A 21556-nucleotide genomic window follows, 5' to 3' on the forward strand; every position below is an offset into this window, starting at 1 on the left:
CTTTTTAATAAAAAAAAATTGACATACAAATATACAGTAATGCTTAAAAATGAAAAGCATAAGTATGTTACCAAATTACTTCGTTTTTAGCGCTTTAGTGTAAATAATCTTTGAAAAACATATTCAATCGATGAATTGTAAAAAATGAATATTTTTTTATTTAAAATTTTAAGAAATAAAGGTAATTAGCATGTTTGTAATTACTTACCGTTTTTTATGCTGTTTGGGTGTATAAAAAACAAAAGGCTCAACCATGAGGTTAAGCCTTTTGTTAAAAAAAGAAATGTTTTGTAGGGTGTTATTTTTTTACCGCTTTTTTAGTAAGCACCATATTATTAGATAAAGTTACTTTGGCTACATAGGCAGCTTGGCTTAAATGATCTAGATTATAGATTTCTGTGCTGCTATTTCCGTTTAAGTTGTACAACAAGCGACCTAAAACATCATAGATTTTTACGTTTTTAATTTGTAAATCATTTCCTGTGCTAAATAGTACATTACCATCTGGTTGTTCTATTAGCGTGAAACTGTTATGGTATTGGTTTTCGTCTATACTTAAAGGGTTGTTGTGAAATACAATTTCAAATCTATTATTAATTACTCCTGCATCTAGCGAGAAAGTATACGGTGCATTTTTTAAATTATGTATATACCCTAAGGCATTATCTTTTAAGTAAATGTTTTGTTCTTCTGTTTCAAATAAACCATCTACGGCAAAAAGAGCAATACTGTAATTAGAAGCGCTGGTAGCTTTTATTCCTAAAGGAATTACATCGGTATCTACAAATGGCAATGCACGACCTTGTATTTTATAGGCTTCATTATCTATTACCGAATAGAAGTTTTTATTGCTATCTAATTCCGATTGTGCATCATACAGTCGGTCTACTTGCATGGTTGCATTTTCTATATAACCGACTAAAATTCTTCTTGCTGGTTGTCCTTCTGGAACAAGATCTAACCAGATTCTGTTTTTTTCTGTATTGGCAGTTCGGTAAAATTCAGAATTATTTAAGGTAATATTACGTAATGAATTATTAAAAATAACCGTTTCTGAAGCAGCTGCTCCATCTACCATATTTACCATAAAACCTTGTGCTGCGCCAATTTGACCATTAAAAGTACCCGGTCCAGTAGATGGTCCTGAAAGGTTATAAGTTAGGTAGTCGTTTTCGTCATAATTAGCAGCAAAATCATAATAAAAAGGATCTGTAATTGTAGTGCTAGGTAGCGTACCATGTGTCCAGATATTTACAGCTCCTTCTACGTTTGTGTTTAAGTTAAGAAAATCTATTGCACTAATAGCCGATGGATACGGATTACCCAATAAATTCCAATTATCGTCTTTAACATTATAACCAGTAGGATTAGCGCCTCTAGATATGGTAACGTTATGTTCTCCGTTTAAAGGAATACCATTATTAAAGGTTGCTGTAAAACCTGTGGCTGTAGATGAGTTAAAGGTATTTGGTCCTCTAACAATATAACCAACACCAGGTGTCATGGTCGTGTTTGCAGCAGAAATCCAGTTACCTTGGCTACTATTACCATTAATTACGGTAGGATTCCAGCTGTAGATTCTACTCGTTGGTGATGCAGGAGATATGTTATTAGTGTTAAAACCAGAAATAGGGGAAGACCAGTATACATAATCCATTTTACGAATAGAAGTAGTACGTTGCATGCTAATATTACCCGAGTTTACAGCATTATCATCTATTTGAACTAGGGAACCACTGTCTAATATGTTAAATGTACCGTAGTTGGTAACTTCAAAGTATATCTCTGCATATTCGTTTTTAGTTACTACTAATGTTTTTCCAGCGTTAATAAGAAGACTACAAGCGCTAAAGCTTCCGTTTATACTCGTGTCATAATCCCCATCAATTATTGCTAGGGTATTTAGGTTTGGTGCATTATTAGACCAGGTTGTTCCGTTCCATGTGGTAGCGCTGGCTTTTGTGATTTCCGCATTTGAAATATTTACACAGGTACCTGCTTCTGTTACTTCACAATAAAATTGGTAGTTGAATAAATTACTTAAAGGATTCGTATCTCCTCCAATTAATAAATTATCACCATCTTCTCCTAAGATAGTATATCCTGCAGGAGATGTGTTTGTAACTGCTATCCAAGAATCATTAACAGCATTGTGATAATACCATTGGTAGGTTAAATCGCCAAGGGTATCTGTATCGCCTTCGGTTGCCGTTACAGAAAAATCTAAAACGGCACAATCGCTTGTATTTGTAATGGAAGAAACTAAAGGAGCATTGGTTATTGCTGCAGATGAAAAGATTCCTAAATCATCACAACTTTCTGAAGTAGCGGTTGTCCAATCTCCCGCATTATACGTTGCAGTTGGTCCTGTAGCCGTAGGATCTCTTAAAATAGAATATCCATCTTCAGCAGGTGCATCTACAGCGTCTATAATTGCACCGTTATTGGTAAGGTACATGCTGTCTGATGCATTAATTCCGCCTCCATTATCTATCACATCATAAGCAATACCTGTACAAGTGGAACTGCTAGTTCCTAAATTCATAGTATATACCGCGTGTGGTGCAAGTGTTCCGGATAAAGCAATTGTTCTTGTAATACCACCTGTTCCACCATTTGCTTCTTCAGAATATCTTTCAATAGCATAGGTGCTTAAATCAATAGGGTTTTCTGTAGGATTATATAATTCCATATACCAAACATTATTAGCCTCGGAATCATACACTTCTGATATTATTAAATCGGTAAAATTGGTAGGTCCATAACAAGTTCCTCCAGCTTCCAGGATTGTAAATATATCTGCATGGAGTCTACAACCTGCTTCCGTAAGGGTAAGATTGCTTGTTGCGGCACCAGCAGGTACGTGGACAATTAAAGTGCTTGCATCTATAAAATCTACTGTGGCAGTTACACCACCAAAATTAGCTGTAGTACTTGTTGTAAATCCTGTTCCTGTTACTGTGATCTCTGTTTCTTCAGGCCCCGTTGTTGGTAGCATAGAAGTAAATGTATGTGTTGGCGTACAAGAAGGGATTACTTCTACTGTGTAATCTGCAATGGTTCCATAACCAGGACTAGTACAAGGATCTATTAATACCTCGGTGCCGTATTCATCTTGTACAATACGCATTCTATAATTACCTAGTGCTTGTCCAGAGGGTACATTTATAGTAAATGCATGAAATTCATTTGCTCCTCCACCTTGAATATCATAAGTTCCAATTTGTTCATCTGCATCATCAAAGTCACCATCTTGGTTCCAATCTATCCAAACCGCACCAGCTCCATAATATAGGTTACCACCATTACAATCACCAAATTCAACCGTAAGTGTATAAGAACCTCCATCATATAAATCTGCAGTCATTGCAGTATTGTCTTGTACGGTATTTGTACAAATATTGGAAGTAATATTATTTATTGCATTATTTTCACCTGTTAGTACAACGCCTTCTATTTCAGAATCACTACTAGACCATGATCCAGGATCACAATACGCTAAAGTTGGTGTGCAATCTACATTTACTCCTGTACTCCAGGAATCCCCGTTTTTTGTAAAGACTGTGTAGTAATATTGTGTGCCGTTTGTTAAGCCTGTAATGCTGGTAGAAGTTGTAGTACCTTGATAAACAACATATCCGTTACCATAAGCAGTACCAGAGCCATACACGGTATTAGCAGTAAAGCTATTTCCTGTTGGTGCTGTTTCTGTAGTTGTAGAAGCTACTACTACATAATTATCTAAACAACCTGTTACGCCTGTCCATGAAAGCCCTACACTACCGTTTTCACAGTTTGTAGTTGCTAAAGCGGTTACGTTATTAGGGGTTACTTCTGTTATGCTATGTGTACCACTAGTATAGGCTGTTCCTGTTGCTGAACCACTGGTAAAAGAAAAGTCTGTTGGTGTTATTGCTTCTACTAGTATGGTGTTTCCGTTTGTAGCACCACAAGGAATGTCGGCGGTTATAAAAATATAACCAGTGCTTCCGTTAGAAATTGTTTGTGAAAAACCAGAAAAGCTATGTGTTCCAGCAGCTAAAGCTGTAGTTATATTTCCTAAACTGGTATCTGTACCTGCGTTAAAAGTGTTATCTGTAGAGTAATACGCTTCAAAATTTGTAATATCTGAAGTTAAAGCGGTTCCTGAAGTTGTAAAATTAAAAGCGGTTAATTCTGCTTGATAATTAGTTACTGCTAAAGCAAAGGCATAAATAACCGTATTCGTCACATTTGCATCCGCTTGAATATTGGTAGCGGTCACTGCAGGATTGGAAGAACTTAATACAATACTTGGTATATCGGTACCATTTCCTTCTACGTTGAAGTTGTATGTACTTTCGTTGGCATCATCACTTGTGATGGTTATGGTTGCTGTTTGTGTTCCAACGGTGGAAGGATCGAAGGAAACTGTAAATGTGGTGCTAGAATTTGCAGCAATTGTAGCAGGGAAAGTCCCTATGGTGAAATCTCCTAAATTGGAAACGATACTAGAAATATTTAAAACTAAATCTCCCGTGTTTTCTATAGTAAAAGTATGGACTTGTGCACCACTTGAAATTAATACATCTCCAAAATCGGTGTCATCTGCAGTGTCTATTGCTGTGTTGCCGTCTGGTATATCTGTTGCGTTTCCTAGGATGTTGATTTCTGGAGCAGGAATTGAACATTCGATAGCTGTTAATTCTACATTATCAATTCTCCAACTTTCAGCGTTGCTAGTTGAGGCAGATGTGTAAAGTAAACCTATATAAACGGAAGAACCACTTATTCCTGATAAATCAATAGTTTTTGTATCAATACCCCATGAACCACTAGAAGAAAGTTCCTCTAATTCCCCTAAACTTGTCCATGTTGCGCTACCTGTATTTGCAGCTGAAAAAGTACCATTGAAGTTTGTGGAATAAAATACTTCTACATTGTTTCCAGAGTATTGTTCTTGATAGTCAATGACTAAGCTTGCATTACTAAGATTGTCAAAATTGATGGCACTATTATAAATTAACCAATCTCTTTGGCCAGAACCACTACCATATCCATTAATTTGAGCATATCCTCCAGAAACACTCCATGTTAATGGCCCTGTTTCACTTACTTCTGTGAAATTTCCGAAAGCAGAAAAGTTTTCATCTATAATTGTTGCGTTTACTGCATCATTATCATTGATGCTTAGTGTAGTTTCATAAATATTACCAACACTAGCGTTAGAACCTCCAGAAACATTTTGAATTTCAAAGGTATATGTGGCATCGTCTCCACAAATAGTATTGTTTGTAATAGGAATATTTACACATTGTTGTGCTGAGCTATTTGCAGGAAAACTAATGGCTTGTGTATAAGAACTAATATGTGTAGTGGTTGTAGAAGTCATTACAATATTTGCGGTTGTAGCTGTAGCACTAGGGTTGATGATGTCTACGCAAACACTTACGCTAGTATCGGACTCGTCGGCAGTATACGTAGCAGTGGTAAAGTTAAGTTGCGTGTCTGTTGTTGCTGCAATAATGTTCACTTCTAAATCAATGGTTACACCATAAGTACCCGAATAACAAGAATTGGGTGTTCCTTGTCCACTATCTGCAGTTCCAATACGCATTTTGTGTTGCCCAAGAGCTGCAGTTGCTCCTAAATTAAAATCCGTAGTTAATGTAGTTGGATTAGCATTTGCTGATTCTCCTGTAAAGACTTTTTCTGTTGTGTTATCAAATACACCATCATTATTCAGATCAATCCAAATATGTGTATCGTAAGTAAATAAAGTTTCAAAAGTAATGGAAGATGGAGTAGTTATCCCTTGTGTTACATCTGGCACAGCGCCAGTGTATGTGTATTGTGTAACATCGGTAACGGGAAAAGTTACAGAGCCAACGGTTACGGAGCTTATTCCACTATTGTCATTCGAAGATGGGGTAGAATCGCAATAAATAATATCTGTTACCTCACCACTTACAGCTACTGTTGGTGTACTTGTTACACCAGAAGTTGCATTGGTCATGGAAATTGTTCCCGAATATGATGCAATAGTCAAACCCGTTTTAAGTCTTACATAAATGGTATTACTACTATTGGCATTTAAAGCAGAAATATTTACGGTACTACTATAAGGGCCTGCTGCAGTATCTGAAATTTCAAAATTTGTTGGTGCAATAATATCTATACCTGCGGTAAGTAGGGTGCCAGTTACATTAAAACTTTGTTCTGTAGATGGACCATTATTTATTACATAATCTAAACCTGAAATGTTTGCTGGAGTTGCGGTGATGTTTGGGCCAGAAGCAGCAAAAGCAGTTACTGAAAAGTTATCAATAAATAGATGCGCATTTTTATTGTCGCTTAATATTCTTATATATGTTGTAGTATTAGAGCTATTTATATTGAAAGAGTAATTGGTGTAATTTTGATTTGATGCTGCTCCAAGAGTTCTGGTGTCCACTGTAGTAAAAGTGGTTCCATCTGTAGAAGTTTGTAATTCAAAAACATTGGAAGAATTTCCATTTATGTAGGCATAATCGAAAGTAACTGTTCCGCAGGTATTTAAAACAGGAGTAGTTATATGAGCATTAGATTTATCATCATTTATGGTAAATCCTTTAGATCCTGCACTTGTATTGGCATAATCAAAATTTCCAGCATTACTTCTAGTCCAAACTCGACCATTTATGGTAATAGTTCCAGTTCCATAGCCGGTACTGGTTGGACTTTCAAAATTTTCAGTCCATTGCGAATAACAGGACAGAATTGCGCATAGGAACGCTAGTAGGTTTAGGGCGTAGGTTTTAGTCATAGGGAAATGTCTTAATAATGCTTCAAAAAAAAGCATAAAACAAGTATGCAATTTATATTAAATTGTATAAAATCGAAGCGATTAAAGCTATTTTTTTGTTATCAAATGGTTAACCTTAGGTTTTTTATGTTTTTTTTGAACACCACGAGAAGCCCTTTGTTTTGTGTGTGTAGCACTATAAATGAAGTTTTATTTTAAGGTTTAAAACCTTGTGTGCTAAAGTTTTAAATTGTTTTTTCTTACAAGTTTTTTGCGCTTATTATTTTAATGAAAACCGTAGTTTTAGTTGTGTTTTTTTATCCAATTTATTTTTTAGTTTTTGTTGCATTTATATCAAGATATTTGTCTACATATTTCTAAAATAAAAGCATATCTATTGATTTTGTTTCTTTTTTATTATTAATAATGCCAATTTCTTGTGTATATAGCATCCAAATGTTGTTTTGCTATGGCTGTTTTTTCTTTAGAACTAAAAAAGGGAATAATACTGTTAATATATCAAGCCTGTAGTTTTATTCAGGATAAAATATTTATTTTCGTTTTGTTAAAAAAATAGCATATCCAAATATATTAAGTAAATAGGTTTTTAGTTGGTCTTTTAGGTTAATTAATAATTAATTTGCTGAAACTATAAATGCACGTAAAGGCTTATGAATACTCACAAAACCTATTCTCTAGATGAAGCACAAAAAAAACTAGAGTTTTACTGTGCATATCAAGAGCGTAGCCATAAGGAAGTGGTTACAAAGCTGAAAGACATGCGCATGATTCCCGATGCCATAGATGTTATTGTTGTGCATTTAATACAAAACAATTTTTTAAACGAAGAGCGCTTTGCTAAGGCTTTTGTTCGAGGAAAATTCAGAATTAAAAAATGGGGAAAAAATAGGTTAAAGCTAGAGCTTAAACGAAAGGATATTAGTAGAACAATTATTGATATTGCTCTTAAAGAAATTGATGCCGCCGACTACCTAGAAACTTTTCATGCATTGGCAGAAAAAAAAGCCGAAACAATTAAAGAACCGAATAGCTATAAGAAAAAAAAGAAACTAGCAGATTACTTGCTCTATCGAGGTTGGGAAAGTCCGCTAGTTTATGATATTGTAAATACTTTGATTAAGTAAAAAAAAAGCGGTTACAGGTTGAAAACAACTCCTGCATTTACAGAAAATTGGTTGTGTAACTTTTCTGAAGGATCTAATTTTCCAGTATCGTATTTCGCAAGAGGAACATTTAATTCGGTGAAAACTCCAAAACCGTCTGTAAAGAAATAACGAGCGCCAAGGTGTGTACCAAAATTCTTCAAACCAAGGTGTAAACCAGGATATAAATCGAAGGCATCATCTATGTTTATAACATTTCCAATATTTGCATTTATTCTTGCTTTTACATCAAAACGCTCATCGAATGCTTTACCTACATAGTTTGTGTTAATTCCTAAAGAATAGCTAGAAGAAACACCAACCGAAATGTTTTCGCCTAAACCATAATCAAAACTCGCGAAAATACCCGTCGCATTGTCTTGAAAATTAGCACCAACTTGTACTTTTTTATCTCCATTTCCTGAAAAGGATTGTGCATGTAAAAAGCTAACACTTAATAAAGTGATAAATAAAAATATATTTTTCATTTGAAATTTTTTAAATTAAAACGTTAGCAAAATTAGCTAATTTTTTTATTAGTATTAAGTATTGCTTGCTTGTTTTTATAATCAATCCAGTTTTGTCCTTTTATTTTTCGCATAATAGTATCAAAATGTCTCATGATAGCAATGTTATATACTGCTTTTGCTAGATTTTTTGGGTTTTTAGGAATAGATCGTAAACTCATAGAAAAACCAGGTGTTTTATATTTCATATAATGCCAATAGCCTTCTGGCATGTATAAAACTTCGCCATGATTTAATTCGGTAGTAAAACCTTTAGCATGTTGTAGTGCTGGCCATTTTTCAAAATCTGGATTAGAGAAATCTATATCTTCTCTGGTTATTAAAGAATAGGGTATTTTATATAAGTATTTATTTTGGTCCTGATTAAATAGGATGCATTGTTTTTTACCTTCAAAATGAAAGTGAAAAATATTGGCGAAATCAATGTCATAATGCATAAACGTATGCGAGTCTTTTCCGCCAAAAAAAAGCATTGGTAAGCTTTTCATGAGTTTTAAACCAAAATCGGGAAAGCTAAAATCTTTTTGAAGCAGCGGTACTTCCTTTAAAATATTCCAAAGAAAAATTCGGTACTTTGTGGGCTCACTTTTCAATAAATCTACATACGCACTCATTTTCATGGTGGCATGTGCTTGGTTAAAACCGTCTTTGTAGTTTACAGGTCTGTCGTCATACAGCGGCACCGTTTTATCACCAGCAACCTGTTTCATGTAGTCTAAATTCCATTTGGTAAAAGCAGGCCAATCTTCAATACAACGCTCTATCACCACAGGTTTTTGCGGTGTAAAGTAGTGGTCTAAAAATTCCTGTTTTGTAATGGTTTTTACTCTAGGAATGTCTTGAAGATGGAGTTTCAATATGATGGGTTTAAAAGCCCAAAGTTACTAAAAGGAAAGTAAATGGAATCAACAAACGTTCGTTGATTGTTTTAATAAAAAAGCTATATCTAGAATTTACTTGTTCTGGATATAGCTTTAGTTGTTTATCTATTTTTAATACTATTTACTTAAAAGTGTATTTTAATCCAAATAACAAATTCCCTTTTGGCATTGGTACCAAGTTAGTTTCTGTGTATTCCGTATTAAAAATATTGTTTGCAATTATGGAAATTTCAAATGCTTTTAGATTGTAATTTACACTTGCATCTACAACGGCATAGCTTTGTCCCGAAGTTCTTTCGGCATATTTATAAATAATATTTTGTGATATATTTTTTATAAACTGCGTTTGAAAACTTGCTGTTGCATGGTGTTTTAAAGAATTGATAGAATATCTAGAGAAGTTAGAAGAAACTGTTTTTAAATCGTCTTCTAAAAAAGTATATCCTGTTGCAATTTTTTGATTAAAAGTACCAATCTTAAAACCATAAGAAGCATGAAGTTCGATTCCTTTGGTGTTTAAATCTCTAATATTGGTTGCTTGCCATAAATCGGTTTCATTTTCTTTTACAAAATCGATTAATTTTTTAGAGTCTCTGTTAAAAGCAGCAAAGGAAAGGTTGAAGTTTCCGGTATTAAATTTAATTCCCAATTCTTCGGAAATAGCTTCTTCTGGATCTAAATTCTCGTTTCCTAATTCACTCGGACTGTTATAATATAAATCGGTATACGTAGGTATTCTGTAGGTATAACCAATGTTTCCGTAGATTTTTAAAGCATCATTTAATTTATAACCAACATCTAAACCAGGAAAGGCATGAAATTTAAAATCGGAAAAATAATTCACCGCAACTCCAGGAGTTATATCTAATTTATCATCAACAAACGTAAAACGATGTTCTAAAAACATAGTCGTCATAAAACGATTTCTAGATCCTAAATTATTACTAGATAAAAACACTTTTGCTACATCTACACCAAAACCTGTGATACCAATATTCGATTTGTAGGAAGCATCTAATGCAGCACCCACTTTATTGGTTTGGTGTAAATTTCTATAAATAGAAGGATCTTGTCTTATATACACATACATGTCTTGGTTGCGTTTCCAGTATAATTTTGGCTTCAGGGTTAGTTTCTCTTTTTTTATTTCGGAAGAAATTGCAACTAAACTAGCTTGTGTTTCTTCGTATTGATTAATTGCAGACGGACTAGCATAAAAACCATTGGCACCAAATTTTCTTTCTTGAAACGAAGCGATGAAATTTATAGGTGCTTTATCTGTGTTGAACGTGCTTTTTACAAAATAATTCTGATTATCATAATCGGTGTTATATCGGTATCCATCCGAAGTATTTCTAGAAACATGTATAATATGCGAAGATTTTTCTAATTGACTTCCAACCGTTACGCCACCATTTAATTGATTATAAGATCCCGTTTGTGCATTTAGTGTCACCAGATTTCCCATGTTCTTTTTGGTCACAATATTAACTGCTCCTGTAAATGCGTTTTGTCCAAAAACACGAGCCGCAGGACCTTTAATAATTTCTACACGTTCAATAACTTCTATTGGTAACGCCATGTTCATGGTATGATGTCCGGTTTGTGCATCGTCCATTTTAATACCGTCTATTAATAGTAGCGTTTGATCAAAACCACCACCACGAATGTATAAATCTGCTTGGCTACCTGCTGTTCCACGACGTCTAATATCTACACCTGCCACTTGTTGTAATAAATCGGCAACATTAGTGGTAGCACTTTTTTTAATGTCTTCCTGGGTGATAACGGTTATGGTTCTGGAGTTTTTAGAAAACGGTAAATCGATTCGTGTGGAGGTAATAACTACAGAATCTAATTGTTGTTCTTTTTCTAATTCTTGTGCTTGAAGGCTTATAGAAAATACAGCAAGCAAAATAAATAAAACGTTTAATTTCATAATAAAAGGTATTCGTGTTTTTTAGCGCGGCAAAATTAGTAACTTTCCGGATCACTAAAGTAGTCCAGTTTTAAAACAATGCATAGTCCGGTTAACGATAAGTTACAATCTTTAATATATTTTGAGAAGTCGCCAAACACTTCCATTTATATTCAAATAGCACAGCAAATTATCAATGCGATACAGCGTGGGTATTTGACAGAAGGTACTGCTTTACCAGGAACTAGAAAATTTAGTGACTTACTTTCTATAAATAGAAATACTGCAGTTGCTGTTTATGAGGAGCTTGCATCACAAGGTTGGGTAGATGTTATACCTAACAAAGGAACGTTTGTATTAAAACCCGAAAAGAAAACTGCTGCAATAAAAGGAACGTCTCAAGGATTAGATAAATTAAAAACGTATCCAGAAACGGCAGGGTTTCCGTTTCAATCTTCTTTTCATTTGGCTTCTACCGAAGAATTTTCGATACATAAATATGTAATCAATGATGGAAAGCCGGATTTAAGACTGCATCCTACACACCAATTTTCAAAATGGTATAGCGCATCGATGAAGCGAGCTTCGTTAATTTCAAAATGGAATCAAACCCAAGATGAATCGTACACCACTTTTAGTAAGGAGCTTTGTAATTATTTAAATGCTACACGAGGTTTTCATATTAAAGCGAATAATATTGTAAGTACTCGAAGTACCGAAATGAGCTTGTATATTGTGTCGCAACTTTTAATAAAAGAAAACGATGTGGTTCTTGTTGGGGATTTAAGTCCGTATAAATCGAACATGATTTTTCAACAGGCAGGTGCTAACATTATAACGATTCCTGTAGATGCACATGGAATGGATGTCGATTTTATTGAAAAAAACTTTACCAAAAACAGCATTCGTTGTGTGTATGTTTGTGCGCACAGGCAATACCCAACTACAGTAACACTTAGTGCCGAAAGACGATTAAAGCTATTGCAATTAGCCAAGGTATATGGTTTTGCGATTATAGAAGATGATTTTGATTACGACTTTCAGTTTGATGGTTCTGCTATGGTTCCTATGGCAAGTGCAGATGGCCACGGTGTTGTTATTTATTTAGGAAGATTGGGACAGTCGTTTTTTCCTAATTTTCAAATCGGATTTGTGGTAGCTCCAGAAAACATTATCCAGGAAGCCAAAAACTATTTGCAAATACTAGATAAGCAAGGTGATTTAATTCAGAAGCAAATACTTACAGAGCTTATTCATGAAGGTGAAATACACCGATTAATTAAAAAAAATATTACGGTGTATAAACAAAGACGTGATTATTTATGTGCCTGTTTAGAGACACATTTTAATAAGTATGCAACTTGGCAAGTGCCAGAAGGAGGTTTAGCCGTTTGGTTGCATTTTGAACCTAGAATATCGCTTGTTAAGCTTGCTGAAAAAACAAAAAAGCACAATTTATTTTTACCGAAAACCATACTGTATCAAAACAAAAATATTTGCGCGATACGATTTGGTTTTGGACATTTAAACGAAGTAGAAATAGAAGCTGTGGTTACTATTTTAAAACAATCTTTTGAAGAAGTAATGCATGGGATTTATTAGGCTTTTCTTAAAGTTTTTTTACCGATGCTTTTATAGCCATTCTGATTCTGGCTTGGTAGCATCTAATACATCAATACTTAAAATTTCAGCCATTTTTTTTGCCATTGTAAAAGCATCTTCCTTACTCGTTGTGGTGTAAGCTGTTATTTTTTGATTTCCATTGTAAAATAAGTTTAACTGAATAACAGCATTAGATACATTTGCTTCTGCACTTAAGGCTCTTACTGTGGTTGTTTCTGAAGTAGCAAATACCGATACATAATCTATTGCAGGTAAGTCTTTCCATTTTCCAAAATGGAGACCGAAAAAAGAAATAATAGTTCTATATTTTTTTGTTTCTAAATCTATTTCAGAACCATCCGAATGAAAAAAGAAAGCTGCTATTCCGCAAATAATCAAACCAAAAAGGTTACCAGACGTTAACCAAGATAATCCCATGACAAAAAAAGCTAAACCAAAAATAAACTTCATTATTGGCACTTTTCTTTTGTAAACTATTTTATTCATTCATAAAGGTATTAAACAGGTTAAAAAATTTCTCCGGTTCTTCTAAATACGGGTTATGTCCGCTTTGCTCAAACATTTCAAATTGTGCTTGTGGCATAAAGATTTTGTATTGCACCGCAAATTCTGGAGTAGAAACACCATCATAACGTCCTGCAACAATAAGTGTTTTCGCTTTTACGTCTTTTAATTGTTGTCGGTAATCTTGATTAATCATACTTCCGGAAACATCAAAATCACCATCTCTTCCAATAATACTCGTATACACATCATTTGCCCAACCTCTATGTTTATACTTTGGTGCATTTTGTTTCAAGCTGGTGTTGTGATAGTAAATGTATTTGGTTGGAAAGTTACCATACACGGTTTTTAGTGGTTCTTGACTAGACACGTAACCTAATTCACGCAGTGAATCTACTTGTTTCCATTTTTCCGGAAAATGTGTTTTTGCATAATGGTTGTAGCTATCGCAATTGGCTTGCCACATCGCACCAGAATGAAAACCATTTATGAGTACCATTTTATCTACATGGTCTTTGTATTGGATGGCGTATGCTTGCGCAGGAACGGTTCCGTACGAATGTCCAACTAGCGATATTTTATCATATTTTAAAAGGATACGAAGTTTCTCCATAAGCGCTACATCAGCTTCTACAGAATACTCGGAAGCATCTTTGGCATCATCACTTTTACCGCGACCTAACCAATCGAAAAACACTACCGTATTGGTTTTATAGTATTGTCCAAAATTCCCTTGCATATAATCGTGCGAGTTTCCTGGTCCGCCAGGAAGAAAGAAAATAGGGTCTCCAGAACCCAACACTTCGACGTTAATTTTATACCCATCAATAGTATAGAATTTAGATTCAAATTTTTCGAATATTTCTGGGTCTTGTTGTGCGGAAACCGTTGCCGTTACTAGTAATAGCGTAATACTGAATAGTCTTATTAGTGTTTTCATAAAATGAAGATTTATGTAAATATAGGCATTAATTGAAAATAGTAGAACATAAAAAAACCCGCTATAAAAGCGGATTTTTAATACTAGAATTTTTATTATTCTGGTTTGTCTTCGATGACTTCTGCAGAAGTTTCGTTTGCTTTAGGATCTTTACCTTTTAAATATTCTGGTAATTCCATTCCAGCCATATTAAACATTTCCTGTAAAGGTGGTACCGATTTATACATTCCGGAAAGGAAATTAGCGGTAGAAGATTTTCCATCTTTATTCCCTCCGTTTTCCCAAACCGTAACTTTATCAATCTTAATGTTTTTGATGGCTTCGGATTGCATTTTTACTAATTCTGGTAATTTATCAGCGATTAATAAAAGTACAGCATCTTTAGAATTGTTTCCTGCAGCTTTTACTATTTGCTCCATACCAGCAGCTTGTTTGGTTAGTATTTCAAACTGCCCTTGTGCTTCGGCTTGTGCTTTAAATAATATTGCATCTGCTTCCCCTTTTGCTCTTCTTCTAATTTGCTCTGCTTCCGCTTCGGCATCAATTTCTACTTTACGTTTATCAATTTCCGCAGGTACAATAATATCTGCTTCTTGAGAAGAACGTTCTCTTTCCGCTCTCGCTGTTTCCGCTTCTTTTTCGGCAGCATACGATTCTTGTAATGCTTTTGCTGTTTGTACTTTTTCCGATGCAATCGCTACACGTTCTGCTTCTGCTTCCCGTTGACGACGTAAAGAATCGGAATTAGCAACGGCAATTTTTGCAGTGTTTTCTCCTTCCACAGCTTGTGCATTTGCAGCAGCTACTTGTGTTCTTTCATCTTGCACAGCATTTGCTTCCCCAATAGATCCATCTCTGGTTTTTTCGGCTACCGATTTTCTAGCGGCATTAATGGCGTGTGCAGCAGCCTCTTTTCCTAATGCTTCAATATATCCAGACTCATCAACAATATCTGTAATGTTTACGTTGATTAGTTTTAGACCTACTTTTTTAAGTTCCGATTCGACACTTTGAGAAATATTGGTTAAAAACTTATCTCTATCGTTATTAATTTCTTCAATATCCATAGAAGCAACTACTAAACGTAACTGACCAAAAATGATTTCTTGCGCTAGTTCTTGAATGCTATCTTGGTTTAAACCTAAAAGTCTTTCCGCAGCATTTTGCATAATTCCAGGTTCTGTAGAAACACCAATCGTAAAACGAGATGGTACATTTACACGAATATTTTGTTTAGATAATGCGTTTACTAGATTCACCTCAATAGAGATTGGTGTTAAATCTAGAAATTGATAATCTTGAATTACCGGATAAATAAAAGCGGCGCCACCATGAATACATTTAGCCGATTGTCCGCCACCAACTTTACCATAAACAACCAGAATTCTATCCGAAGGACAGCGTTTATAGCGTTTTATTAAAACAATAAAGAAGATGAAAATAAATAGTACTGCAAAAATTACAGCAATAGGAAAGCCTAAATTAAAGGCGTCTTGAGGTAGTGTTAATAGCATAGTTTTTTTAGTTGTTTAGTTTTTCAATGATTAATATTCCGTTATCTGTAATCGCTTTTACTTTTATAACCGTTCCAGATTTTAATGGGGTACTAGAATCTGTTAAAGCATCTAATTCTCTTAAAGCACCTTGAATTTTTACATGTGCTTTTCCAATAGTCGATCTATTTGCTCCAACGGTTAAATAGACTTCTCCAACAGCGTTTACAGCATTTTTTAATTTTAAGGTTCCGCTATCACTTAATTTACTCATATAAAAAAACATAGCAGCCATAATTGCCATCATGATTAAACCACAAATAAATGCGATTATAATAGTTACTGGTTTAGAAAAGCCAGCGTCAATACAGGCAATTCCGCTCCATCCAAATAGTGTAAAAAATCCGACTAAGTTTTTAAAGGTTATAAATTGAAAGCCAATTCCGGTATCTGCTTCAATGTCTGCATCTACATCTCCAAAATCACCAGAGTCTCCTCCTGCAAAGGATAAAACAAGTGTGATTATGAAAACAAAAGAGCCAATGAAAGAGATACTCCAAAAAACTTTTTGAAATAATTCTAAGTTAGAAAACCATTCGGTCATAATAAATAGGTGTTAATTAGGTTTTTGAAATATAAGACCTTTATACCTGTCTTACAATTTTATTTGGATGGAAGCATAGAAATGTATGTACGCTTCTTTTTTAGTTTCGCATACTGCAAGCTTTAAATAGTATACGCACATATATATGTAGTTTATTTAAAGGATTTGTTACAGAATATTACTATTTAATATCGAATTCGGTATTACAATCTTCACACCGGTATTTGTCTTTGGTATAAAACGGAAGCGTTCCAGACAGGAAACCAATAATAAAAGAAAAGAAGGATTTAAAATCGGTAATGGTAGAAACCATTGCGATATGATTACTACTACAGTTTATGCATTTTATCGCGTTCCCTTCATCATCTACAGAGTACTTTTGTATGGTCTCTAGAATATGTTGGGCTTGCAGTGCATCTTCTGCATATACTTTTAATTTTATTCCACCAATAGCATTACTAACCAAAGGGTCTGTTTCGATGGTGAAATTATCACTTAAAAACACAGGAATACCTTCCGATTCTAAGCGACCTTTTATGATTTGCGCTTCTGTAGAGTATTGGTATTTCGCTATGGTTTTAAATATGTCGCTCATCTTTTTTTTCCGCAAAAGCGGAAACGTTTTCATTATACTTTCTTGTAAAGATAAAGAAAGGGATTCGTATAAAAAGAAAAATGTTTTATGTAAAAATTATTGTTTATCAATAATTTTTATATATTTGTTATCGTTAAACAATAATAATATAGATTATGAAAATTAAAATGTTTGGAAAAAAATCGGTTTCGGCAGTACTCTTTTGGTTCGTTCTTTTATGTATAGCGTTTGTATTGATAAGCGCTTTTTATTTTATTCCAAAATTAATTCAGTATAAAAATTGGCCAGTATTACCCAATTTAACACCTTTAATAAGCTATTTAGCATTATTAATTCCGCTAGCATTTATCTTATTTAATTTTCAGAAAAAAGTGCTATTTACTAAACAAATTATTACGTATTTATATGCGTTTGTTATATGTAATGTAGTGGCAACTGCGCTTAATTTTTATGTAACCCATTCCTATTTAAAAATGCAATACTTGGAAGCTTTCTCGCTTTCATTTCCTAATATTTTATTAATCGTGTTTGCATTGTTTTTAGTTTCTATTTTTAAACAAGGATTTCAAGTACAACAAGAAAACGAATTAACTATATAATTATGAGAACCATTTTAATTTTAAAAAGACTTATTACTGTTTTTTATTATTTAATTTTCATTGGCTTAATAGCACAGTTATTCCGGATAATAAATCAAATAATTACAGGAAAAATACACGATTTAAAACCAAAAATATTTGGTGAACAATTAGACTATGGTACTATGAGTCTTTTTGAAATAGGATTATCTGGAGTTGTACCTGTTGTTTTATTTTATTGTTTTTTTCAATCCCTTATATATCTAAAAAGAAGTCTTAAAGATTTGGAATCTGGAAATTATTTTAGTGCGTTAGTAATTACTAATTTTAAAAAAATAGGAATCCTTTTTTTAGTATGTTCTTTAGGAGAGGTTATCGGTAAACTTCTGTTTTTTATTGTTTTTAAAAGCAAGTTTCATTTTGAGCTAGACAGTTCTGTTGTACTATTTTTTATAATGGGATTATTTTTCATGTTTTTAAGTGAAGTTTTTCAAAAGGCAAGGAGATTACAACAAGAAAATGAACTAACCATATAACTATGCCAATAATAGTAAATCTAGACATCATGCTTGCGAAGCGTGAAATGAAAAGTAAAGAGTTAGCAGAAATTATTGGTATCACTACCGCAAATCTTTCCATCTTAAAATCTGGAAAAGCAAAAGCCGTTCGGTTCTCTACACTCGAAGCCATTTGTAAAGCATTAGATTGTCAGCCAAGTGATATTTTAGAATATAAAGAAGACTAAAAATACTATCTTAGAGCTTTAAAATATTCCTTATGAAAAAAGTGTTACTACTCTTATTACTTGTTTTTACATTCGCTTTCGCGGAAGCACAACCTGCTAGTGAAAATATATCTTCTAATCCAGAAGTATCTACAAACTATTCGATTTCCTTTGAAAATGCAGCGCATCACGAAGCGCAAATTCAAGTAACATTTTCAAATATTGCCCTTGGTGAAACAGAGATTAGAATGAGTAGAACCTCTCCTGGTCGTTATGCATTGCATGAATTTATTAAAAATGTGTATCAGGTAGTTATTACAGATAGCCAAGGAAATATTTTAGAAACCAATCGTACAGATCCATATTCTTGGAAAGTTTCTGGACATGATGGTACCATTAAACTAAGCTATACTTTATTCGCTAATCGAGGAGGAGGAACCTACGCACAAATAGATGAGACGCATGCGCATTTAAATATTCCAGCAACCTTTATGTATATGCCTAGCTTGGCTAATCAAGGGATGGAAGTAACTTTTAATGTCCGTGAAGATTTACATTGGAAAGTCGCTACACAATTAAAACACCTACAAGGTAACACCTATTTCGCTAGAGATTTGCAGTATTTTATGGATAGTCCGACAGAACTAAGCAACCATAGTACACGTTCTTTTGATGTAGACGGACAAACCATAAATTTTGTATTGCATCATAATGGTACCGAAGCCGAACTAGATACGTATTTTGAAAAAGTAAAGAAAACCGTACTGCAACAAAAAGCCGTTTTTGGAGAATTACCACAATATGATTATGGTGCATATTCGTTTTTGGCCTGTTATATCTCTAACGCTTCTGGTGATGGTATGGAACATAGAAATTCTACTATTTTAACGAGCACGCGATCTTTAGCAGATGGTGGTTTAGAAGGAAATATAGGAACCGTTTCTCATGAGTTTTTCCATTGTTGGAATGTAGAACGTATTCGTCCGCAATCTTTAGAACCTTTCAATTTTGAAGAAGCCAACATGAGTGGTGAACTTTGGTTTGCTGAAGGTTTTACTAGTTATTATGACGATTTAACACTTTGTCGTGCAGGATTAATTAAGCAAGAAGCATTTATAAACGGATTAACAGGAACCTTTAATTATGTGTGGACTTCTCCAGGACGCCAATTTTTTAATCCGATCGAGATGAGTTACCAAGCACCTTTTGTAGATGCTGCGCGTTCTGTAGATCCTGTAAATAGAGGCAATACCTTTATTTCTTATTATTCCTACGGAAGTATGCTAGGCCTTGCATTAGATTTATCATTAAGAGAGAAAGGATTGCAATTAGACGATTATATGAAATTGGTGTGGACTACTTTCGGAAAACAAGAAAAACCATATACCATTTCCGATTTACAAAACACTTTAAATAGTTACGCCGGAAAGGATTTTGGAGATGCGTTTTTTAATAACTATATCCACAAAAGTGGCATGCCAAATTATAAAAGATTATTCGATATGGTTGGTGTAACTTTAGTACAAAATACTTCTGAAATCGGATTTGGTGCACAGGTTAGAAAAGGAGTTGTTACTAGCAATACTACTATTGGATTGTCTGCATATAATGCGGGATTAGAAAATGGCGATACTATTATTCAAATTGGGGAATATGTACTTTCGGATGCTTTAGAACTAGACGCTGTTTTGAAAAACTTTAAACCAAACGATGTAACCAAAGTAGTTTTTGAACGTTTTGGGAATAGAAGGGAAGCAACAATGACATTTGTAGCCAATCCTAGTTATTCTATTGCTGTTTCAGAAACGAAAGAAAAACCGTTAACCAAAGCGCAGAAAAAAGCTAGAGCAGCTTGGTTAGAATCCAAAGAATAATTTTTAGTTAATAAGATTTTTTTTTCGAAGAAATAACAAAACACTTTTGGTATACCTTTGCATTCTATGTTTGCACTAGTAGATTGTAATAATTTCTATGCTTCTTGCGAACGTGTATTTAACCCTAATTTACAAGGTAAACCAGTCGCTATTTTAAGTAATAACGATGGTTGTGTTATCTCACGAAGTGACGAAGCTAAAGCGTTGGATTTACCAATGGGAGCACCTATTTTTAAATGGGAAGCTTTTTGTAAAACCAATAATATTCATGTGCTTTCTTCCAATTACTCTTTGTATGGTGACATGAGTTCGCGTGTTATGGAAATACTGAAACAGTTTACTCCAGATGTTGAGGTATATAGTATAGACGAATCTTTTTTAGAATTCAAAGGTTTCGAAAATTATGATTTTCATGACTATGGAATCCAAATAAGAAAACGCGTTTTAAAATGGACAGGAATACCAACCTCAGTAGGTATTGCACCAACTAAAGCATTAAGTAAAGTTGCGAATAAAATAGCTAGAAAGTTTCCTGTAAAAACACAGGGTGCTTATGTTATAGATTCCGAAGAAAAAAGAATCAAAGCCTTAAAATGGACTAAAATAAATGATGTTTGGGGTATTGGTAGAAAATTAAGTAAACGTTTAAAAGACAAAGGTTGTAAAACAGCTTATGATTTTACACAATTACCAGATGCTTGGGTAAAAAGTAATTTTTCTGTAATAGAATCTCGTTTAAAACGCGATTTAGAAGGGATACCAACATTACAATTAGAAGAAAGCACGAATACCAAGAAAATGATTGCTACTACACGTAGTTTTGAATATACATATTCAGATTTGGACAATATAAAAGAACGCATTTCTACCTTTGCAACCAGTTGTGCCGAAAAACTTAGAAAACAAGGTTCTAGTTGTCATGTCATTGTTGTGTTGTTAAGTAGTGACAGACATAAAACCGATGTGGAGCAGCACAGAGTAAGTAGAATGATTAGTTTACCTTATCCAACCAATTCGTCCTTAATTATTAGCAATGAAGCCGTAAAAGCGGTGGTTTCTGTTTTTAAAGAAGGTATTAAATACAAAAGAGCAGGAGTTATTGTTTCTGGTTTAGTGCCCATAGATAATTACCAATTACATTTATTTGAACAAGAAAATCCAAAGCATAAATATTTAATGCGTGCTATAGATGGTGTAAATAATAAGTACGGAAGCTCTAAAATAAAATTAGGGAGTCAAGATTTAAAACGTACCTGGAAAATGCGCCAAGAACGTTTAACACCTAAATACACAACCAATTTTAACGATATTATAAAAGTGAAAGTGTGAAAATCTTTTAATTGCGTATATTTAAGAAATAATATGAAAC

General features: G+C 33.9%; 16 protein-coding genes. 7 read left to right on the plus strand and 9 right to left on the minus strand.

Features of this window, described 5'->3' with window-relative positions; genetic code table 11:
- Positions 1-298: 298 nt before the first annotated feature.
- Complete coding sequence (locus AMD28_RS11710) at positions 299-6784, minus strand: GEVED domain-containing protein (RefSeq protein ID WP_161804636.1); 6486 nt, start codon at positions 6782-6784, stop codon at positions 299-301.
- A 650-nt stretch (positions 6785-7434) separates the two neighbouring features.
- On the opposite strand from AMD28_RS11710, the gene AMD28_RS11715 reads away from it, so the two are divergent.
- Positions 7435-7908 (plus strand): regulatory protein RecX, encoded by a 474-nt coding sequence (locus AMD28_RS11715; RefSeq protein ID WP_055444285.1) that lies wholly within the window; start codon positions 7435-7437, stop codon positions 7906-7908.
- A gap of 11 nt (positions 7909-7919) precedes the next feature.
- On the opposite strand, the gene AMD28_RS11720 is transcribed toward AMD28_RS11715, so the two are convergent.
- The 3 genes from AMD28_RS11720 to AMD28_RS11730 all read right to left on the minus strand — a co-directional run bounded on the left by AMD28_RS11720 (position 7920) and on the right by AMD28_RS11730 (position 11273).
- Entirely contained in the window at positions 7920-8414 is a 495-nt protein-coding gene (locus tag AMD28_RS11720; RefSeq protein WP_055444286.1) for a DUF6646 family protein, read from the minus strand.
- A gap of 32 nt (positions 8415-8446) precedes the next feature.
- Complete coding sequence (locus AMD28_RS11725) at positions 8447-9310, minus strand: cupin-like domain-containing protein (protein WP_055444287.1); 864 nt, start codon at positions 9308-9310, stop codon at positions 8447-8449.
- Between the two features lie 145 nt (positions 9311-9455).
- A complete protein-coding gene (locus tag AMD28_RS11730; protein WP_152975589.1) occupies positions 9456-11273 on the minus strand; it encodes a TonB-dependent receptor plug domain-containing protein in 1818 nt (605 codons plus the stop codon).
- A gap of 78 nt (positions 11274-11351) precedes the next feature.
- Between AMD28_RS11730 and AMD28_RS11735 the strand changes: the two genes are divergently transcribed.
- Positions 11352-12854, plus strand: a complete 1503-nt coding sequence (locus AMD28_RS11735) for an aminotransferase-like domain-containing protein (RefSeq protein WP_055444289.1) — start codon at positions 11352-11354, stop codon at positions 12852-12854.
- A gap of 30 nt (positions 12855-12884) precedes the next feature.
- Here the strand turns inward: AMD28_RS11735 and AMD28_RS11740 are convergent, their stop codons facing one another.
- The 5 genes from AMD28_RS11740 to AMD28_RS11760 form a co-directional block, all read right to left on the minus strand.
- Positions 12885-13361, minus strand: coding sequence for a hypothetical protein (locus AMD28_RS11740; protein ID WP_055444290.1), 477 nt, complete (start codon positions 13359-13361; stop codon positions 12885-12887).
- Positions 13354-14319 (minus strand): alpha/beta fold hydrolase, encoded by a 966-nt coding sequence (locus AMD28_RS11745; RefSeq protein ID WP_055444291.1) that lies wholly within the window; start codon positions 14317-14319, stop codon positions 13354-13356. Before AMD28_RS11745 ends, AMD28_RS11740 begins: the two co-directional genes overlap by 8 nt.
- Positions 14320-14414: 95 nt before the next feature.
- Positions 14415-15833 carry a flotillin family protein gene (locus AMD28_RS11750; protein WP_083478291.1) on the minus strand — a complete coding sequence of 473 codons (1419 nt, stop codon included), beginning with the start codon at positions 15831-15833 and terminating at the stop codon, positions 14415-14417.
- A gap of 7 nt (positions 15834-15840) precedes the next feature.
- The gene (locus tag AMD28_RS11755) at positions 15841-16416 is read right to left on the minus strand and encodes a hypothetical protein (protein ID WP_055444292.1); all 576 of its coding nucleotides are present in this window, start codon (positions 16414-16416) and stop codon (positions 15841-15843) included.
- Positions 16417-16597: 181 nt separating this feature from the next.
- The gene (locus AMD28_RS11760) at positions 16598-17011 is read right to left on the minus strand and encodes a putative signal transducing protein (protein WP_055444293.1); all 414 of its coding nucleotides are present in this window, start codon (positions 17009-17011) and stop codon (positions 16598-16600) included.
- 155 nt (positions 17012-17166) lie between these two features.
- Here AMD28_RS11760 and AMD28_RS11765 point away from each other — a divergent pair, with 155 nt between their 5' ends.
- The 5 genes from AMD28_RS11765 to AMD28_RS11785 all read left to right on the plus strand — a co-directional run bounded on the left by AMD28_RS11765 (position 17167) and on the right by AMD28_RS11785 (position 21516).
- On the plus strand, positions 17167-17610 hold the full coding sequence (locus tag AMD28_RS11765) for a hypothetical protein (protein ID WP_055444294.1): 444 nt from the start codon (positions 17167-17169) through the stop codon (positions 17608-17610).
- A 2-nt stretch (positions 17611-17612) separates the two neighbouring features.
- Complete coding sequence (locus AMD28_RS11770; protein ID WP_055444295.1) at positions 17613-18125, plus strand: DUF2975 domain-containing protein; 513 nt, start codon at positions 17613-17615, stop codon at positions 18123-18125.
- A 2-nt stretch (positions 18126-18127) separates the two neighbouring features.
- On the plus strand, positions 18128-18334 hold the full coding sequence (locus AMD28_RS11775; RefSeq protein ID WP_055444296.1) for a helix-turn-helix domain-containing protein: 207 nt from the start codon (positions 18128-18130) through the stop codon (positions 18332-18334).
- A gap of 32 nt (positions 18335-18366) precedes the next feature.
- A complete protein-coding gene (locus AMD28_RS11780; protein WP_055444297.1) occupies positions 18367-20187 on the plus strand; it encodes a M61 family metallopeptidase in 1821 nt (606 codons plus the stop codon).
- A 66-nt stretch (positions 20188-20253) separates the two neighbouring features.
- Complete coding sequence (locus AMD28_RS11785) at positions 20254-21516, plus strand: Y-family DNA polymerase (protein WP_055444298.1); 1263 nt, start codon at positions 20254-20256, stop codon at positions 21514-21516.
- The last annotated feature ends 40 nt before the right edge of the window (positions 21517-21556 follow it).

The organism is Lacinutrix himadriensis, assembly GCF_001418105.1.
GTDB classification, from domain to species: Bacteria; Bacteroidota; Bacteroidia; order Flavobacteriales; family Flavobacteriaceae; genus Oceanihabitans; species Oceanihabitans himadriense.

Bases quoted from the DNA above. Each gene is read 5' to 3' on its own strand.
- AMD28_RS11710 (WP_161804636.1), bottom strand. From the start codon at position 6,784: ATGACTAAAACCTACGCCCTAAACCTACTAGCGTTCCTATGCGCAATT.
- AMD28_RS11715 (WP_055444285.1), top strand. From the start codon at position 7,435: ATGAATACTCACAAAACCTATTCTCTAGATGAAGCACAAAAAAAACTA.
- AMD28_RS11720 (WP_055444286.1), bottom strand. From the start codon at position 8,414: ATGAAAAATATATTTTTATTTATCACTTTATTAAGTGTTAGCTTTTTA.
- AMD28_RS11730 (WP_152975589.1), bottom strand. From the start codon at position 11,273: ATGAAATTAAACGTTTTATTTATTTTGCTTGCTGTATTTTCTATAAGC.
- AMD28_RS11735 (WP_055444289.1), top strand. From the start codon at position 11,352: ATGCATAGTCCGGTTAACGATAAGTTACAATCTTTAATATATTTTGAG.
- AMD28_RS11740 (WP_055444290.1), bottom strand. From the start codon at position 13,361: ATGAATAAAATAGTTTACAAAAGAAAAGTGCCAATAATGAAGTTTATT.
- AMD28_RS11745 (WP_055444291.1), bottom strand. From the start codon at position 14,319: ATGAAAACACTAATAAGACTATTCAGTATTACGCTATTACTAGTAACG.
- AMD28_RS11750 (WP_083478291.1), bottom strand. From the start codon at position 15,833: ATGCTATTAACACTACCTCAAGACGCCTTTAATTTAGGCTTTCCTATT.
- AMD28_RS11755 (WP_055444292.1), bottom strand. From the start codon at position 16,416: ATGACCGAATGGTTTTCTAACTTAGAATTATTTCAAAAAGTTTTTTGG.
- AMD28_RS11760 (WP_055444293.1), bottom strand. From the start codon at position 17,011: ATGAGCGACATATTTAAAACCATAGCGAAATACCAATACTCTACAGAA.
- AMD28_RS11765 (WP_055444294.1), top strand. From the start codon at position 17,167: ATGAAAATTAAAATGTTTGGAAAAAAATCGGTTTCGGCAGTACTCTTT.
- AMD28_RS11770 (WP_055444295.1), top strand. From the start codon at position 17,613: ATGAGAACCATTTTAATTTTAAAAAGACTTATTACTGTTTTTTATTAT.
- AMD28_RS11775 (WP_055444296.1), top strand. From the start codon at position 18,128: ATGCCAATAATAGTAAATCTAGACATCATGCTTGCGAAGCGTGAAATG.
- AMD28_RS11780 (WP_055444297.1), top strand. From the start codon at position 18,367: ATGAAAAAAGTGTTACTACTCTTATTACTTGTTTTTACATTCGCTTTC.
- AMD28_RS11785 (WP_055444298.1), top strand. From the start codon at position 20,254: ATGTTTGCACTAGTAGATTGTAATAATTTCTATGCTTCTTGCGAACGT.